This is a genomic window from Segatella asaccharophila (assembly GCF_054687055.1).
Genome location: NZ_BAACAN010000016.1, coordinates 26,997 through 43,746 on the forward strand (window position 1 = coordinate 26,997; position 16,750 = coordinate 43,746).

18 protein-coding genes are annotated in these 16,750 nt (G+C 45.6%); 15 read left to right on the top strand and 3 right to left on the bottom strand.

From position 1 onward, the window contains the following. The first annotated feature begins 640 nt into the window (after positions 1-640). Both ACYRYG_RS09545 and ACYRYG_RS09550 read left to right on the top strand, forming a co-directional pair. Complete coding sequence (locus tag ACYRYG_RS09545; protein ID WP_293419116.1) at positions 641-1,219, top strand: DUF6359 domain-containing protein; 579 nt, start codon at positions 641-643, stop codon at positions 1,217-1,219. A gap of 199 nt (positions 1,220-1,418) precedes the next feature. Then, a complete protein-coding gene (locus ACYRYG_RS09550) occupies positions 1,419-2,015 on the top strand; it encodes an RNA polymerase sigma factor (RefSeq protein WP_293419119.1) in 597 nt (198 codons plus the stop codon). A gap of 66 nt (positions 2,016-2,081) precedes the next feature. Here the strand turns inward: ACYRYG_RS09550 and rpe are convergent, their stop codons facing one another. Both rpe and ACYRYG_RS09560 read right to left on the bottom strand, forming a co-directional pair. After that, on the bottom strand, positions 2,082-2,756 hold the full coding sequence (gene rpe / locus ACYRYG_RS09555) for a ribulose-phosphate 3-epimerase (protein WP_293441965.1): 675 nt from the start codon (positions 2,754-2,756) through the stop codon (positions 2,082-2,084). 31 nt (positions 2,757-2,787) lie between these two features. Then, positions 2,788-2,937: a hypothetical protein gene (locus tag ACYRYG_RS09560; RefSeq protein ID WP_293423776.1), complete on the bottom strand. Its 150-nt coding sequence runs from the start codon at positions 2,935-2,937 to the stop codon at positions 2,788-2,790. 610 nt (positions 2,938-3,547) lie between these two features. Here ACYRYG_RS09560 and trpD point away from each other — a divergent pair. The 13 genes from trpD (at position 3,548) to ACYRYG_RS09625 (ending at position 15,090) form a co-directional block, all read left to right on the top strand. Next, positions 3,548-4,552: an anthranilate phosphoribosyltransferase gene (gene trpD, locus ACYRYG_RS09565; RefSeq protein WP_293418971.1), complete on the top strand. Its 1,005-nt coding sequence runs from the start codon at positions 3,548-3,550 to the stop codon at positions 4,550-4,552. Positions 4,553-4,572: 20 nt separating this feature from the next. Continuing rightward, on the top strand, positions 4,573-5,379 hold the full coding sequence (gene trpC, locus ACYRYG_RS09570) for an indole-3-glycerol phosphate synthase TrpC (protein WP_293431079.1): 807 nt from the start codon (positions 4,573-4,575) through the stop codon (positions 5,377-5,379). A gap of 32 nt (positions 5,380-5,411) precedes the next feature. Next, the gene (locus ACYRYG_RS09575) at positions 5,412-6,083 is read left to right on the top strand and encodes a phosphoribosylanthranilate isomerase (RefSeq protein WP_293418977.1); all 672 of its coding nucleotides are present in this window, start codon (positions 5,412-5,414) and stop codon (positions 6,081-6,083) included. A 70-nt stretch (positions 6,084-6,153) separates the two neighbouring features. Then, positions 6,154-6,930, top strand: coding sequence for a tryptophan synthase subunit alpha (gene trpA, locus ACYRYG_RS09580; protein ID WP_293418980.1), 777 nt, complete (start codon positions 6,154-6,156; stop codon positions 6,928-6,930). Positions 6,931-6,944: 14 nt separating this feature from the next. After that, positions 6,945-8,153 carry a tryptophan synthase subunit beta gene (gene trpB / locus ACYRYG_RS09585; protein ID WP_293423772.1) on the top strand — a complete coding sequence of 403 codons (1,209 nt, stop codon included), beginning with the start codon at positions 6,945-6,947 and terminating at the stop codon, positions 8,151-8,153. A gap of 34 nt (positions 8,154-8,187) precedes the next feature. Continuing rightward, positions 8,188-9,681, top strand: coding sequence for an anthranilate synthase component I family protein (locus ACYRYG_RS09590; protein WP_293423770.1), 1,494 nt, complete (start codon positions 8,188-8,190; stop codon positions 9,679-9,681). A 75-nt stretch (positions 9,682-9,756) separates the two neighbouring features. Beyond that, positions 9,757-10,320: an anthranilate synthase component II gene (locus tag ACYRYG_RS09595; protein WP_293418989.1), complete on the top strand. Its 564-nt coding sequence runs from the start codon at positions 9,757-9,759 to the stop codon at positions 10,318-10,320. A gap of 370 nt (positions 10,321-10,690) precedes the next feature. Next, a complete protein-coding gene (locus ACYRYG_RS09600; protein ID WP_293418992.1) occupies positions 10,691-10,897 on the top strand; it encodes an HU family DNA-binding protein in 207 nt (68 codons plus the stop codon). A 63-nt stretch (positions 10,898-10,960) separates the two neighbouring features. Further along, a complete protein-coding gene (locus ACYRYG_RS09605) occupies positions 10,961-11,146 on the top strand; it encodes a hypothetical protein (protein ID WP_294730471.1) in 186 nt (61 codons plus the stop codon). Positions 11,147-11,243: 97 nt separating this feature from the next. After that, the gene (locus tag ACYRYG_RS09610) at positions 11,244-11,342 is read left to right on the top strand and encodes a DUF6486 family protein (protein WP_460198059.1); all 99 of its coding nucleotides are present in this window, start codon (positions 11,244-11,246) and stop codon (positions 11,340-11,342) included. 255 nt (positions 11,343-11,597) lie between these two features. After that, the gene (locus ACYRYG_RS09615; protein WP_293418998.1) at positions 11,598-12,176 is read left to right on the top strand and encodes an L-threonylcarbamoyladenylate synthase; all 579 of its coding nucleotides are present in this window, start codon (positions 11,598-11,600) and stop codon (positions 12,174-12,176) included. A gap of 32 nt (positions 12,177-12,208) precedes the next feature. Further along, positions 12,209-13,171, top strand: coding sequence for a methionyl-tRNA formyltransferase (fmt, locus tag ACYRYG_RS09620; RefSeq protein WP_293419001.1), 963 nt, complete (start codon positions 12,209-12,211; stop codon positions 13,169-13,171). A 113-nt stretch (positions 13,172-13,284) separates the two neighbouring features. Continuing rightward, positions 13,285-15,090 (top strand): chloride channel protein, encoded by a 1,806-nt coding sequence (locus ACYRYG_RS09625; protein ID WP_293423764.1) that lies wholly within the window; start codon positions 13,285-13,287, stop codon positions 15,088-15,090. A gap of 7 nt (positions 15,091-15,097) precedes the next feature. Here the strand turns inward: ACYRYG_RS09625 and ACYRYG_RS09630 are convergent, their stop codons facing one another. After that, positions 15,098-16,729 (bottom strand): DUF6377 domain-containing protein, encoded by a 1,632-nt coding sequence (locus ACYRYG_RS09630; protein WP_293419007.1) that lies wholly within the window; start codon positions 16,727-16,729, stop codon positions 15,098-15,100. Positions 16,730-16,750: the final 21 nt, after the last annotated feature.

Below are 16,750 nucleotides of genomic sequence, written 5' to 3' on the forward strand. Positions count from 1 at the left end.
ATTTGTAAATGTTTTCAGATCTTACCGGAGGAGCATAGCGCATCTTTTTTTTCAGAGGACTGACTTGTCCGGAATTCGTCTTTAGTAGTTTGTTAGTTTAAAGGTAAACCCTTTCATCTTGGCCCAAATATACAAAATAATTTTAAAAAAATGGATGAATAATGAGAAAATGATCACTTTTAAACAAAAATATTTGGAAGTACAGGAGATAACAATTATATTTGTCATACGTTTTTTAGATTTCGCGAATTTTAGCGAAATCGTTATTCGAGGTTGGCTGCACCCTGCGCCAACCTCCTTTTTTGGTTCAAATAATATTGTTGTTTTTTTAACGATAAGAAAGAATCATAGTCACTGATTCTCACGACGATAGCCAATTGTGACCGATATGGTGCATTTTGACCCCCAAAAATGGTGCATTATGGTACCCCAAAATGGTTCATATTGCTTCCCCATGACTATACCGTCCTGAATCAGGCGTCAAGGTTCCCCTTTTTTGTCATAAATATTGGTGATATAAAAAACATTTCTTATCTTTGCTGTACAATACTATAAAAACGATGCGGCTCATCAAGGGACAAAAATTGTTTCTGCCTCATCGGTTGATGCTGTGACCATCTGATAATAATTTTATAAATCTATGAAAACACCAGTTTTATGGGGATGCTGTCTGATCAGCGTTCTCCTCCTTTCATCTTGTGAGAAACCGAATCTTTCTGATAAAGACCGGTCTGAAAAAAACGATACGGCAGAAGTGGATCCTCCAGATACCACGAATGTGCCGGGCGGGACGACAGACACTACGGTGGTTGTCCCTAAGGACCCTGATGAGAATGGTGGAAGTGAGCCGTCTTCAGGCGGTGACCAGACTACCTTTCAGACCGGTGATACGGTCACCGTGAACCAGTTTATTAAGTGCAAGATCAACGGTGGTGTCTATGTGCATGGGTACATTGTGGGTTGTGCTTATAAAAAACGGGTATATCTCTCGCCGGGCAACTTCACGGGGAAGACCTCCGTACTTCTGGCCAGTTGTCCTGGAGAGAAAGATACCGATAAGATGATCGCTGTGGCCCTGAAAGGCAAATATATCAAGAGTGACGTGAACCTGGTGGACCATCCTGAAAACTATGGCAAGGTTCTGATGGTGTTTGGGTACAGGGGACTCTATATGGGATTCCTGGGGATTACGGACGGATATGACTACAGCCTGCATTGAAAACGATGATTCTTTCAATCGTGAAAGAGAGAAGAGGCAACCACGCGGGATCTTTGTAAATCTTCAAAATATCCGTTTGAAATTTGGTCAAAATGGAAAAAACTCCTATATTTGCAGTAATATCTTGGTATCTGAAGACCAATCCATTGAGAAAAGAAAATCTAAAGTCATATTAACGTTGGACCAAAGCCAATCAACGATGAAGAACCTCGAAGACATGAGTGACGAAGAGCTGGCGATGTCTTACATTGCAGGAAATAATAGAGCTTTCGATTTGTTGCTTTCACGCAATCAGTCGAATCTTTTCTCCTATATTCTGCTGTTAGTAGGAGACCAGGACATTGCAAATGATGTTTTTCAGGAAACTTTTGTCAAGGTGATCCGGAAGTTGCATGAGGGTAAATATTCATCCTCGGGAAAGTTTGGTGCCTGGTGCATAAGGATTGCACATAACGTGATCATAGACTGGTACCGCAGGAAGAAGACGCGGAAGATCGTAGAAACGCCGGGAGGGTATGATTTTTCCAATTTCGTGGGGGACACGATGGTTTCCGACAACATAGAGAATGATATGGTTCATCATCAGGTGATGCATGACATCAGAAGCATGATTGAACTCCTGCCCCCTTCCCAACGGGAGGTGGTCTTCTTGCGCTATTATCAGAAACTGACTTTCAAGCAGATCTCTATCCTTACGAATGTCAGCATCAATACCAGTCTGGGGCGCATGCGATATGCTCTGGTAAATCTGAGGAAGATGATCAGAGAGCACCATCTGGAACTCCAGCTGAAGTGATCCATCAGGTTACATACCGGTTCTATCGTGAAATGTGCTGTCGTTTTACCGATGTGATCTGCCGGATTAAAATTCTTTTTCAGTATCCGGTCTTAGTGCTTTCAGGTTGTGAATGATGCGGGCAGGATCAGCATTCCTGAATATATAGCTCCCGCTGACGAGGATATTCACTCCCGAATTGACCAGCAAGGGAGCTGTTGCAGCCGAGACTCCACCGTCAACTTCTATGAGAGCATGACTATTAGACATTTCGATCAAGTGTTTTAGCCTGACAACTTTCTTCAGGGTGTTTCCGATGAATTTCTGTCCTCCGAATCCCGGGTTGACTCCCATGAGAAGAACCATGTCCACATCTCCGACAATATCTTCGAGCATTTCCACAGGCGTAGCCGGGTTCAGTGTCACGCCAGCTTTCATTCCGGCAGTATGAATCTGCTGGACGATGCGGCTCAGGTGTGTGCAGGCTTCATAATGTACATTCATCATCATTGCGCCGGCGTCAGCAGTCTGCTGGATATAATGCTCTGGATGCACGATCATGTAATGTACGTCAAGGGGTTTTCTGCAGATGCTGCTTACTGCCTTGATGACAGGGAATCCGAAAGAGATATTCGGCACGAAGACACCGTCCATGACATCCATGTGCAGCCAGTCAGCCTCACTGCGGTTAATCATTTCTACTTCCCCTTTCAGGTTGAGAAAGTTTGCTGAGAGAAGGGAGGGAGATACCATTGTTTTCATTTCATTTCTTCTTTGGGAATAACAGGTTAGCTCAGTTTAGACAGGAAATCACATTCCGGCCGTTTAAACTGATCCGATGATAAGTATAGGCGATTTGCCGGATCAGGTTTAATGTCTTTTCGGAAGGATTTGGCCCTTCTTGCTGTTCTTTCAGGGCATCTTCGGGTATTGACGTTTTCATAAGCATTTCCTTTCATTCATGTACTATATGTATTAAACGGGAGTGAACGGAACATTATTATCCTGGGAGAAAGATTAAGTGCCGGGGACAGGCATGAACGACAGAAATGGAAAGCGCCAGCAGGGAGAAAGGGGAGACAACGGGTTTATGAAAGTCATATATAATAAGGTGAACTGTAACCGGAAGGCATGATAATATGAAAAAAGTTATATTTATTGGTAATTTTTCTTCCAAATTGTTGGCGGTGTGAAATAAAAGTAATATATTTGCAGACAATAAAGTCAGTCCATAGAGTGAAGCGGGATCATGAAGATGACAAGTGGAACGAAATGGCAAAATCAGAAAAACAGGAAGAAAATGAAGAAGTCTATTCTATCTTTAGCATGGTGGTGGCGTAACTCAAGATCAAATCAGTCGTGAGTCGAGTCGCCGTGTGGAAATCTTCCAAGAAATAAAAAAGGCCTGTCGTTCTTACGACAGGCCTTTTTTCGTTTCTGGCCTTCTCCGGAAAGCATAAAGAACGGGAAGGCAGTTCAGGAGGGATAAAATGAAAGATTTCTGGGATGAGTGGAAAAAAATATTAATCATCAAAATAATGGAGAACTGTACAATGGAAATGAAAGACATTTTAAGCAAGATGCTCAATCACGAGGAGCTGACTCGTGAGGAGACCAAGAACATTATTATCGGCATCACCAAAGGAACCTATCCTGAAGTCCAGATAGCCGCTTTGCTCACCGGGCTGCAGATGCGTGGGGTGAGTGTAGATGAACTGCTCGGCTTCCGGGATGGCATCCTGGCCACAGGTGTTCCCGTCAAACTGGATTGTGACCGCTATGTGGATGTGGTCGGTACAGGGGGAGACCAGAAAAATACATTTAATATCTCTACAACATCTTGTTTCGTCATTGCCGGTGCAGGATATAAGGTGGCCAAACATGGTAACTTCGCGGCTACTTCTGTGAGTGGCGCTTCTAATGTGATCAAAAATCATGGAATCGTCTTTACGGCTGACAGCGGCAAACTCAACCGGAGTCTGAAGGAGGCAGGGATCGTCTACCTTCATGCCCAACTCTTTGCCAAGGCTATGAAATTTGTGGGTCCGCTGCGTAAGGCTCTGCAATTTCCGACAGTATTCAATCTGCTCGGTCCACTTGTGAATCCGAGTCAGCCGAAATGCCAGGTCCTGGGAGTGGCTAATCTGGATCAGATGCGCCTTTACCAGCAGGTTTACCAGAAGTTGGGGATAGATTTTGCCATTGTTAACAGTATCGATAACTACGATGAAATCAGTCTGACCGGTGATTTCAAGGTTGCCACCAATCACTATGAGAAAGTGTTCAAGCCTGCTGATTTCGGTTTTGAACTGACCAAACCTGAAGAACTGGTTGCAGGTGCAACGCAGGAAGAGGCTGCTCAGATCTTTGATCATGTCCTGGAAAACAAGGCCCTGCCAGGGCAGAAGAATGTGGTCATCATCAATGCTGCCTTTGGTATCCAGACCCTGGAGAGAGGGAAGAAGGGCATTGCCGAGTGCATAGAGATTGCCCGTGACAGTATTGAGAGCGGCAAGGCTCTTGCCGCCTTCCGGAAGTTTAAAGAACTCAATCAGTGATCATTTTCAACTCTTGAGATATGAGTGATATTTTAGAAGAGATCGTGGTACATAAGCGGCAGGAAGTGGAGGAATTCAAGAAATTTGTGACCCCGGTGAACCTTTATAATATGGTGGAGCAGAGGATGCCGGAAATAGAGAAATATGCCGGTCCTGCCACTTCCATGCGAAGGGCATTGATGGAGTCGAAAACCGGGATCATCAGTGAGTTCAAGCGTAAGTCCCCCAGTAAGGGCTGGATCCACCGTGATGCGAAGCCGGCAGAGGTGACGATTGCCTATCAGAATAACGGGGCATCGGCATTGAGTGTTCTCACCGATATGGAATATTTCGGGGGGGATGATGAGTTTATCCGTCAGGCCAGGGCCGTAGGAGTGACCATTCCCATCCTTTATAAAAATTTTATCGTGGATGAATACCAACTCTTCCAGGCGCGTCTCTGTGGCGCTTCTGCGGTATTGCTTATTGCTGCTGACCTGAAAAAAGAGGAATGCAGGACATTGCTGCATACTGCTCATGAACTGGGACTGGAGGTGTTGCTGGAGATGCACCGGAAACAGGATTTTGACTATGTCGATCTGGAGCCGGATATGTATGGGATCAACAATCGCCACCTCGGAACGTTCCATACGGACGTGAAGAATAGTTTCAAACTGGTGAAGCATCTTCCTGTCCAAGGTTGTAAAATCAGTGAGAGTGGCATCCAGGATGCCGGAACCGTTAGGCGTCTCCGTGAGATTGGTTTCAACGGTTTCCTGATGGGAGAATGCTTCATGAAAGAGGCTGACCCCGGAAGGGCATTAGGAGATTTTATCGCACAGTGTTGAATGGACAGGGGTGTCTTTAATCAGAAGGTCGGATGAATAAATTAAAAATAAAAGTTTGTGGCATGCGTGATGCGGAGAATATCCGCGCCGTGGCCCAGTTGGATATTGATCTTATGGGATTCGTCTTTTTTCCGAAAAGTCCGCGGTATGTACTGGAGGACCCGGGGTTCGCGGAGAGGATGCAGCTTAAGACTATGGGCGGGACCTGCAGGATGCCTGAGAAGGTAGGGGTATTCGTCGATGAGATGCCTCAAAATATCATTACTGCTGCTTATTACTATGGCCTCCACGTTATCCAGTTGCATGGAAAAGAGACACGTGAGTTTTGTGAGAACCTGAGGCTTACCCTTGATCCGGACATCTGTCCTGGTGTGAAGATCATCAAGGCTTTGTCCATCAAGGAACCGTCAAATGTAGACCGTTATAAGGCCTATGAAGGAGCGGTCGACAGTTTCCTTTTTGATACACGATGTCCTACTGCCGGAGGAAGCGGCAAACAGTTTGACTGGTCTGTTTTGGACCGTTATGATGGAGATACCCCTTTTTTCCTCAGTGGAGGGATAGGACCAGATGATGTCGCAAGAGTCAAGTCTTTCAGTCATCCGAGACTTGCCGGCATTGATCTGAACAGCCGTTTTGAAATCTCTCCGGCTTTAAAGGACGTGGAGAAGTTACGTGCTTTCATCCGTCATATCCGAGGTTGATCATCGTCAGCCCGGAGGAACCCCGACGAGTGGTCAGGGGAAAGAATGTGAATTTTAAAATCTAAGAAATATGAACAGGATTAATAAATTGTTTCAAGACAGAGGAGACCGGAAATTGCTCTCCTTGTATTTCTGTGCCGGTTGCCCGAAACTGGATATGACCGGAGAGGTCATCCTGACCTTGCAACGCCGGGGCATCGACATGATAGAAGTGGGGATACCCTTCAGTGATCCGCTCGCCGATGGTCCTGTCATTCAGTCAGCAGGGACGGTAGCCTTGAAGAATGGAATGACACTGAAAAAACTCTTCGGGCAGTTGAAAGCCATCAAGGATCAGGTAAAGATACCCCTGGTCATGATGGGATACCTCAACGTTATCATGCATTATGGTTTCGAGAATTTTTTCAAGAGTTGTGTGGAATGTGGTGTCAGCGGCTGCATTATCCCGGATCTACCATTCAAGGATTATATGGAAGATGTCAAACCGATCGCTGACCGGTATGATGTACGGGTCATCATGATGATTTCTCCGGAGACCAGTACAGATCGGATCCGTTTCATTGATGACCATACTGAAGGGTTCATCTATATGGTTTCCAGTGCGAGCATCACCGGAGCCCAGAGTAGTTTCGGAGATGCCAAACTGGCTTATTTCAACCGGATCAATATGATGGACCTGAAGAATCCCCGCATGATCGGATTCGGTATCAGCAATAAACAGACTCTGGAAAGTGCGCAGAACAATGCCGCCGGTGCAATCATCGGGTCCAAATTCGTGACCCTGCTCAATGATACCGGTGATCCGGACCAGGCAATGGATCAGTTATATGATGCTTTGAAACATTAATAAAGAAGACGATTATGGTAAAGAAATATCAAGTTGATGAGAATGGTTTCTTCGGCAGATTCGGAGGAGCCTATGTGCCGGAGATCCTGTATAAGTGTGTGACCGATCTGCAGAAAGCCTACCGGCCCATTATGGAGAGTGAGGAATTCAAGAAAGAATATGAAGTCCTGCTGAAAGACTACGTAGGACGCCCTTCACCTCTTTATTATGCCAGACGCATGAGTGAGAAATATGGTTGCCAACTTTACCTCAAGCGTGAGGACCTTAACCATACTGGGGCTCATAAGATCAATAATACGGTCGGCCAGATTCTCCTGGCTCGTAAGATGGGGAAGACGCGTGTGATCGCTGAGACCGGTGCCGGACAGCATGGCGTAGCCACGGCCACGGTCTGTGCCCTGATGAACATGAAGTGTGAGATTTTCATGGGGAAGACAGATGTAGAGCGTCAGCATACGAATGTGGAGAGGATGAAGATGCTCGGAGCCCAGGTACATCCCGTGACTACAGGGAACATGACCCTGAGTGATGCCTGTTCTGCCGCTATCCGTGACTGGTGCTGCAATCCCGAAGATACCTATTATCTGGTAGGCTCTACGATGGGCCCACATCCGTATCCTGATATTGTGGCAAAGATGCAGAGCGTCATCAGTGAGGAGATCAAATGGCAGTTGCAGGAGAAGATCGGCCGGGATTATCCGGACTATCTGATTGCCTGCATCGGAGGTGGGTCGAATGCTGCCGGCACCATCTATCATTATATTGATGACGACCGCGTGAAGATCGTGCTTGCCGAAGCGGGGGGCAAGGGAGTAGACACCCCCTATACGGCAGCAACGATCCACTGTGGCAGTGAAGGGATCATCCACGGGGCTCGTACACTCGTGATGCAGACGGATGACGGTCAGATAGAAGAGGCTTTTACGATCAGTGCAGGTCTGGACTATCCGGGTATCGGTCCTATGCATGCTGACCTGGCAAAGAAGGGCCGGGAAAAGGTGCTTGCCATCAATGATGATGAGGCTATCTATGCAGGGTATGAACTGACCCGTATGGAAGGCATTATCCCGGCCATTGAGAGTGCCCATGCTCTGGCAACCTTGAAAAAACTGACCTTCAAGCCGGATGACGTGGTCGTGCTCACCGTGAGCGGTCGTGGTGACAAGGATGTCGAGACCTACCTGAAGAACAAGGCCATGGCAAAGGAATATGGAAATTTTTAACGGAAATGATCTCTAATTTTTGATGATACAATATATGAAGACTTTTCATTATCATACGGTGACACATACCATTCTGGCAGATCTCTATACGCCGGTAGCCGTATATATGCGTTTGCGGGATCTTTATCCACAGTCTGCACTCATGGAGAGTTCCGACTATCATGGCCGGGAGAACAGTCGCTCTTTCATCGGCATTCATCCTGTAGCGAGCATTGCGGTCGGTCACGGCCGGGTAGAGATGACTTTTCCGGATGGCACGAAGGAAGTACGGGGAATTCCTGGATATGATGGCCCGGAACCGGAGGAAAAGGATAGGGAAAAGAAAGCTGCTGAGAACGCACGTACGTTAAAAGATCTGCCTAAAGAGACAATCGCCAAGGCTTTCGATGATTTCCTGGGATGTATCAAGGTTGAAGGTGAGGGCAGTCATTTCTGTGGCGTGTATGGGTATACGGCTTTCAATGCGGTACGCTATTTCGAGAATATCCCTGTCAAGGATACGACGATGATGAAGAATGACGCACCTGACATCCTTTATATCTTTTATGAGAACGTCATCGTTTTCGATCATTTTAATAATCAGATGGAGATGATAGCCCTGGTGGAGGAGAATAAGCCTGCTGACGAAGGAAAGGTGCGTCTCGGACAACTCATGAGAGGGATCAATAAGGCTTCTGTGAAACCATACGACTTTCATCCGGTGGGTGAATATTACAGTACGCTGACGGATGAGCAGCATAAAGCGAATATCCGCCGTTGTGTGGCTCACTGTCTGCGCGGAGATGTCTTCCAGATCGTGATCTCACGTCGTTTCTGCCAGAAATATGAAGGGGATGATTTTAAACTCTATCGGGCTTTGAGATCCGTCAACCCTTCACCTTATCTGTTTTATTTCGATTTCGGAGGGTTCCGGATATTCGGCTCTTCACCTGAGACCCATAACCGTGTGGAAGGGAACATGGCTTATATTGACCCTATTGCCGGAACGACGAGACGTACGGGTGATCCGGAAAAAGACCATCAGGCAGCCGAATTCCTGCGGACGGATCCTAAGGAGAATGCTGAGCATGTCATGCTGGTCGATCTGGCCAGGAATGACCTGTCTCGTAATTGTCATCGGGTGAAGGTTGATTTCTATAAGGACCTGCAGTATTATAGTCATGTCATTCATCTGGTGAGCCGCGTGAGTGGCATACTTGAAAAGAAAGCAGATTCTATCCGGGAGTTTTTCGATACTTTTCCCGCAGGAACACTTAGTGGAGCACCGAAGGTGCGCGCTATGCAGATTATCAGTGAACTGGAACCGCATAACCGTGGCGCATACGGAGGATGTATCGGATATATCGGACTTAACGGAGACTTGAACCAGGCGATCGTGATCCGTACGTTTATCAGTCGTAATAATGAACTCTGGTTCCAGGCTGGCAGTGGTATCGTGGCAAAGAGTAACGATCAATACGAACTTAATGAGAGCAATAACAAACTTGCAGCCTTAGTCAAAGCGATCCATATTGCGGAAAAATTGTAAATTGCTGATTCTTTATCCGTTAACCTGATTCTTGCATGATCCGGTATCGGATAAAGTCTTTTATTCGTTAGAAAAATGAAAGTAGTTATTATTGATAATTATGATTCCTTTACCTATAATCTGGCCCATCTGGTAAAGGAACTGGGGGCTGAGTGTACGGTATGGAGAAATGACCAGTTCGCTCTGGACCAACTGGAACCTTTTGATAAGATCATCCTCAGTCCCGGACCGGGTATTCCTTCCGAAGCCGGTTTGCTGCTGAAGGTCATCACTGCCTATGCGGGAAAGAAACCCATGCTGGGGGTATGTCTCGGCCACCAGGCCATAGCAGAAGCTTTTGGAGGCCAACTCGTCAATCTTAAAGAAGTCTATCACGGAGTGGCGACACCCTGCACACTGCTTGGCAATGACCCGATATTTGAAGGGCTGCCACGCAGGATAGAGGTGGGACGCTATCACAGTTGGGTGGTAGACCGCCAGGGGTTCCCTGACTGTCTTGAAATTACGGCTGAGAGTGATGATGGGAATATCATGGGATTGAAGCATAAGTTATACGCTATCCATGGTATCCAGTTTCACCCTGAAAGTGTGCTGACCCCCCAGGGAAAGGCCATTATGAGCAACTGGCTCAAACTTTAGGAGAACGCCTCTTATTCAAAGAATAGAAGGGAGAAATCTCTTTCCCCGCTCCAGTCTTCATCACAGGATATTAGAGAACGTTACCGGTAATCAGGACCTTCGGCTGATCAAGAATCAGCGAAGGCCCTTTTTTTGAATCTATCCGTTCTTTCAATAGGTTAGCCTTTCCTCTCAATCAGACTTATCAAAGGACTTGTGCAAGAACTTTAACAGAGAAGGTTGACAACGGGTTTATCCCGCCGTATTTTTGCGACTGTCAATGGAACCGATCCCTCAGAACATAGAAGTTGCTGAAGGTCGGACGGATGAAAAAGAGAACAGTGCACTGATCATTTCACATATTGTTTAACCTTTAAAACCTTAATTTATTATGGCAGTAACTTACAAACTTTGTCAAGCACAAAACAAAAAAATTCCGGCAGTGGATGGAAGATGGTATGCACGTCCGATCATTGTCGGTGTCTTGAATACGGATGATTTGGCCAGCCATATTCAGAAACGTTGTACGGTCACCCTTCCGGATATTCTGGCCGTAATATCAGCTTTGGTTGATGAGATTACGGAATGGGCTGCTTGACGGCCACTGTATCAAAATTGACCGTCTTGGATCTTTCAGGGTCGGCATTAAGAGCAAGAGTGTGTGGCTGTGGTAAAGGACTTCTCTGCCCAGAAAAATATCCAGTCTGCTCATGTGATCTTCCATCCTGTATATACGATTTCCAACAAGAAGTATATTGACCCCTTGCTGGATGGTTGTAAATATCAGGAGATGAAAGGGTATGCCAAACCTGTAAAGAAGGGTGGTACGGCTACTCCTGCCGCGTGATGAATGACCACTGATCTCTCTTCTACTGGTGCCGGGCTGAAAGGCCCGCACCTTTATCGTTACATGCAGTTTGAATGATTAAAAAAGATAAAAGAAAATGCAACTTACGGAATTAAAACTTGTCTTGAAAATTGTTGTCACCGTCATTTCTGCTATATTGGGTGTGTTGGCAGGAACAGAAGATGCAAAAAAATAAGAGCTGTGCGGATGCCCCCGGGAAATGTATAACTGAATGATTGATTGATCGATATGGAAAGAAGTTGAGAGTTGGTTTCCGCCACCTCTGGACTTCTTTCTTTTTATTTCTCCTTTCCTTTTTTTATCTTGAGTGAGAACACAAAAGGTGGCTCAAAATTTTGAGTTTAACGAAAAATCAATTATCTTTGTGCGAATTTATTTTTAGGAGCCAGGTGTAAAGATTATTTTTGTTAGCATAAAGAAGTATAAAAAGATGAAACAGGAAGACGATATTAAGAATGCTGTAGAATGTATGCGCAAGGGCGGTGTGATTCTCTATCCGACGGATACAGTCTGGGGGATAGGTTGTGATGCAACCAATGCGGATGCCGTAGCCAAGGTGTATGCCATCAAGCATCGTGATGATTCGAAGGCTCTGATTTGCCTGGTGGACAGTGATGACAGACTACAGCGTTATATCAGGAATATACCTGCTGTGGCATGGGATCTTTTTGATACTATCGCGGAGGGGGGGAAGCCGACCACCGTGATTCTGGACAATGCTGTCAATCTGGCTGCTAATCTGATTGCTGATGATGGCTCCATCGCTATGAGGATCACGAAAGAGGCCTTCTCTCATGCGCTGTGTTACAGGATGGAGAAACCTATCGTGAGTACGAGTGCGAATATCAGCGGGCAACCTGCCGCTGCCAACTATTGTGATATTGATCCAGATCTTCTCCAGACCGTAGATTATGTCTGTGAAAGCCGTCGCCAGGAGCATAAGCCACATACACCAAGCAGCATCATCAAACTCTCAGAAGACGGAAAGGTCTGTATTATCAGAAAATAATCCGATTAAATATACAGGAGACAAGGATTTATATGGATAAGAAAGACTTACGTATTGTCTTTATGGGGACACCGGAATTTGCAGTAGGGACGCTGCAAAGTCTTGTGGAAGAAGGTTATCCGGTCGTTGCGGTGGTAACTGGTCCGGACAGGCCCGTGGGACGGCATCAGGACCGGCTTCAGGCGCCAGCTGTAAAAGTTTATGCCGAGGCTCATCATCTTCCTGTCCTGCAGCCAGAGAAGTTGAAAAACCCGGAGTTCCTGGGTCAGCTGGCTGCTTTCAATGCCAATCTGCAGATCGTGGTGGCTTTTCGTATGCTTCCGGAAGAGGTGTGGGCGATGCCCGAATATGGCACTTTCAATGTCCATGCCGCTCTATTACCTCAGTACCGTGGCGCTGCGCCAATAAACTGGGCCGTCATCAATGGAGAGACAGAAACAGGGGTTACCACTTTCTTCATCGACAAGAAAATTGATACAGGCCGTATCATCCTTCAGAAACATCTTCCTATTGGTGTGGATGATAATGTGGAAAAAGTCTACGACGGACTGGAAAAACTTGGTGCTGAGACGGCTCTTGAAACCATTCAGAAAATTTTGCGTGGTAACGGAAAAGCCGAAAGTATTCCTCAAAGTGAGATGCTGAAAACAGTCGGACCGCTAAAAGCTGCTCCGAAGATCCATAAGGACACCTGTCGGATTGACTGGCATCAGACGGCAAAGCACATCCATGATTTTGTCCGTGGATTGTCTCCCGTGCCTGGAGCCTGGACGACAGTGGATGGCCAGATGATGAAAATCTTCCAGGCCAGGCTTACGGATATTCCCGTAAGTGGTGATCAACCTGGGAGTTTGTTCGTGGATGGCAAACATCTTTATGCTGCAGGAAATGACCTGTGGGTAGAAATACTCGAGTTGCAGCCGGCAGGCAAACGGAGAATGAATGCAGCAGATTTCGTCAACGGCAACCGTCAACTTTCGCAGGTCGCAAAATAGAGTGGAAGGAGAATGATCCTTACACTCTGCGGAGTTGATAACAAACATAAGTAAATAATTTTGAACTCTAAAAGATTAACTTTAGTTTTGTCTTTTAATAAAAGGTATAACCAATGGTCGTGAAGCAGGTTTTACAGCCAAGATCATTATTTGAAAACATTGTGGACTGGACTCAGCAGCATTTGTCTGATCGGCAGATGATGGTAGCTCTTTCCTTCGTAGTAGGTTTTCTGGCTGCGGTGGCTACTTTTATCTTGCATTGGATCATCAGACAGATACAGTTGCTTCTCACAGAAGGATTCCAGACAGGAGGATCAAATTGGCTTTATCTGATCTTTCCTATTGTCGGCATAGCCTTGACTGTACTGTTCGTGAAATATGTCGTGAGGGATAATATCTCTCACGGTATCACCCGTGTTCTCTATGCTCTGGCAACAAAACGCTCCCGATTAAAAGTTCATAACTGCTGGACAAGTGTGATCGCTTCCAGTATTACCATTGGTTTTGGAGGATCAGTAGGAGGGGAAGCCCCGATCGTTCTCACCGGTTCAGCCATCGGTTCGAACCTTGGACAACTTTTCAAACGGGATAACAAGACGCTGATGGTACTTGTGGGTTGTGGAGCCTCCGCAGGTATTTCCGCGATCTTTAAAGCCCCGATTGCCGGTCTGGTCTTCACGCTGGAGATTCTGATGGTGGACCTGACCATGGCTTCACTTTTACCTATCCTGATTTCAAGTGTTACAGCTACGGTATTCTCCTATATCTTCACAGGCCAGAAACCTCTGTTTAGTTTTGTGTTATCCTCGGCATGGGGCGTACAACGGATTCCTGCCTGTATCCTTTTAGGGGTCTGTTGTGGATTGATAAGTCTTTATTTCATCCGTTCGCTGGGGTTTTGTGAGAAAGTGTTTGCAAAGTTGTCTGACCGTCCGCTGGCCAAACTGATTCTGGGAGGGGTGTCGCTGAGTGGCCTCATCTTTTTCTTCCCCTCACTTTATGGAGAAGGATATTCTGCCGTTAATGTCCTGTTGAGTGGTCATTCGATGGCAGACTGGGGGCAGGTGATGAATGGCAGTGTCTTCGCCGGACATCAGAGTTTGCTATTACTGTATGTCGCTCTGGTTACTTTCAGCAAGACATTTGCCACGTCAGCCACTACCGGATCAGGTGGTTGTGGCGGAACTTTCGCTCCGGCTTTGTTCGTCGGCGGCTTCGGAGGATTCCTGTTCTCCCGTTTATGGAATCTGGAGCAATTTGGGGTTTACATTCCGGAAAATAATTATACCTTACTGGGTATGGCTGGTGTGATGACGGGCGTCATGCATGCACCTCTCACCGGAATTTTCCTGATAGCTGAACTTACGCGAGGTTATGATTTATTTATGCCATTAATGATTGTCTGTATCAGCAGTTATCTGACCACAAATATTTTTGAGACTAATAGCATCTATGCTCTTCGTCTGGCAAGAGAAGGAAAACTCTTGACCCACCATACCGACCATTCTGCTTTGACACTGATGAACATGGATGAATTGATCGAAAAAGACTATCACCCCGTGAGTCCTGATCTGTCAATGGGGGAACTGGTGCAGGAAATCAGCAGGAGCAATAACAATTTTATTCCGGTGCTTGATGATGGAGATAAGTTGCTGGGGGTTATTGATATTACGAGAATCCGTCACATTATTTTCAGGACAGAACTTTACAACAAGTTTACTGTACGGCAACTGATGATCCAGCCGAGTGCCCGTTTACTCTACAATGAGTCCATGCGGGAAGTGATGAGAGAATTTGATGCGACAGATGCTGCACAGCTACCGGTCATAGACGTTAATAATCGCCTGATGGGATATATCAGCAGGACGAAGATGCTGGCAGATTACCGGCAGGTGATTGCAGATATGAGTTCTGAATAAGGGTGATTCATTTGATGACGGTGCAGAGGTTTATTACATCATCTTCAAATGTGTTTTTGTTCTTGGCTTTAGCCTTAACGGCAGACCGGTAATTATAAATAGTTTGAGGTGAATAGAAAAGCAGAGAAGCAATTTCTGAACTTTCTTTTACACCTAAGCGGATAAGAGCATAGATACGTTGCTCCGGAGTCATGGCATGAGGATGTTTTGTCTTTCCTGTCTGAGGGACCTCCAGGAGATTGTTGAATTCTTCAATGAATGTAGGATAAAGGTCCAGAAAAGCTTTGTCAAATCTGGTTATGAACGTGGCAGCATCCTCTTCTGACAGCCGTGATGAAGAGATGTTGCTGAGGAGTTCATTTACCTGATGTGCCTTGATCTTGCGTCTTACCAGATTTTTGTATTTGTTTAATCTGTCGATGTATTTAGCACAGAGGTCAATGTAAAGTTTGGCCAATCCTTCCCGTTTATGATTCGTGTCGAGCAATGCAGCATTGAGGATGTTCAGGCGGGCATTAAGTTGGGTAAGTTGATCGTTGTTCTCTGACAGTTGTTTGCGTCTTAAAGTTAGTTGCTTGTTCTGACGGAAGATGAAGGTGAGGGATACCAGGCTGATGATGATAAGCAGGGAAATCAGGAAGAGAGCTGATTTCAGTTTCTTATTATTCGTTTTTATCATGTTCTCATAGGCAGACACAATAGTGGGCAGTTTTTGGGATATTTCCAGGATGCGGAGTCGGTTGTTATAAAATTTCGCATCTTCAAGGGCTATACTGATATATCTGTCAGCACGGGCAATATTGTCTTTTCCCCCTTCGAAAAGAAGTGTGGCCAATTCTTGTAAGGCGAGATTCTCACGAGTGCTGCAAAGGACATCACTGATACTGGCTTTGATCAGATAATCTTCATATCGCCTAAGATCATTGTGATTCTTGTAGTTGTTGGCAATGGCAAAACAAGCCATGGCATAATAGCGTGAAGCTTTTTTTTGTTCGTGGAGAGTCTTGAAATAATATTTGAGAGCCAGCCGGTCGTCAGGCTTTGCATAGATGTAGTATTCTCCGTGATAAAAATTGTATTCAGGCATATCACGGGTCAGGTATTTCATCGCCTTGCGGAGGCAGGACGCCGCAAGGGAACGGTATAAAGGTTTATAATATTTGTCATTACAATAATCACTTCGATAAGAATATAGGGTGAAGTAAGTCGTATAATACTGAAAGCGCAGTTCTTTATCAATATTGCTGATGTCTATGGAGTCCAGCATTGAGGCTGCTTCACTGTAGAGTCCTCCGATAGAAAAAAGTCGGGCCTTATAAATTAGGTTCAGTGCCGTGTGATAATGGTTATGAATTTGTCTTGAAAGGCAGAGAGCCTTGTCTACATATAACTGTGCGGAATCAAATTTGTAGACATAATATTCTTGATACAGCAATTCGTAAATTTTCAGTCTTTCTTCCTTTGAACTATATTTCACGATACAATCTTTGAGAATACTGATATGCTGTTCCTTGGCATTATCATATTCTTTCCGATGAGAGAGGATGTCATCAAGATGTGGTAGACTTTCCTGGTTTACAGCCATGACCGGAAGGGTGATCAGCAGGTTGAGCAATAAGGATAAAACGGTTATTTTCATTTCTTTGAAAGGTTTTCTGCA

Excerpts from the sequence above, each read along its gene's own strand:
- ACYRYG_RS09545 (WP_293419116.1), top strand. The coding sequence starts at position 641 with ATGAAAACACCAGTTTTATGGGGATGCTGTCTGATCAGCGTTCTCCTC.
- ACYRYG_RS09550 (WP_293419119.1), top strand. The coding sequence starts at position 1,419 with ATGAAGAACCTCGAAGACATGAGTGACGAAGAGCTGGCGATGTCTTAC.
- rpe (WP_293441965.1), bottom strand. The coding sequence starts at position 2,756 with ATGAAAACAATGGTATCTCCCTCCCTTCTCTCAGCAAACTTTCTCAAC.
- ACYRYG_RS09560 (WP_293423776.1), bottom strand. The coding sequence starts at position 2,937 with ATGAAAACGTCAATACCCGAAGATGCCCTGAAAGAACAGCAAGAAGGG.
- trpD (WP_293418971.1), top strand. The coding sequence starts at position 3,548 with ATGGAAATGAAAGACATTTTAAGCAAGATGCTCAATCACGAGGAGCTG.
- trpC (WP_293431079.1), top strand. The coding sequence starts at position 4,573 with ATGAGTGATATTTTAGAAGAGATCGTGGTACATAAGCGGCAGGAAGTG.
- ACYRYG_RS09575 (WP_293418977.1), top strand. The coding sequence starts at position 5,412 with ATGAATAAATTAAAAATAAAAGTTTGTGGCATGCGTGATGCGGAGAAT.
- trpA (WP_293418980.1), top strand. The coding sequence starts at position 6,154 with ATGAACAGGATTAATAAATTGTTTCAAGACAGAGGAGACCGGAAATTG.
- trpB (WP_293423772.1), top strand. The coding sequence starts at position 6,945 with ATGGTAAAGAAATATCAAGTTGATGAGAATGGTTTCTTCGGCAGATTC.
- ACYRYG_RS09590 (WP_293423770.1), top strand. The coding sequence starts at position 8,188 with ATGAAGACTTTTCATTATCATACGGTGACACATACCATTCTGGCAGAT.
- ACYRYG_RS09595 (WP_293418989.1), top strand. The coding sequence starts at position 9,757 with ATGAAAGTAGTTATTATTGATAATTATGATTCCTTTACCTATAATCTG.
- ACYRYG_RS09600 (WP_293418992.1), top strand. The coding sequence starts at position 10,691 with ATGGCAGTAACTTACAAACTTTGTCAAGCACAAAACAAAAAAATTCCG.
- ACYRYG_RS09610 (WP_460198059.1), top strand. The coding sequence starts at position 11,244 with ATGCAACTTACGGAATTAAAACTTGTCTTGAAAATTGTTGTCACCGTC.
- ACYRYG_RS09615 (WP_293418998.1), top strand. The coding sequence starts at position 11,598 with ATGAAACAGGAAGACGATATTAAGAATGCTGTAGAATGTATGCGCAAG.
- fmt (WP_293419001.1), top strand. The coding sequence starts at position 12,209 with ATGGATAAGAAAGACTTACGTATTGTCTTTATGGGGACACCGGAATTT.
- ACYRYG_RS09625 (WP_293423764.1), top strand. The coding sequence starts at position 13,285 with ATGGTCGTGAAGCAGGTTTTACAGCCAAGATCATTATTTGAAAACATT.
- ACYRYG_RS09630 (WP_293419007.1), bottom strand. The coding sequence starts at position 16,729 with ATGAAAATAACCGTTTTATCCTTATTGCTCAACCTGCTGATCACCCTT.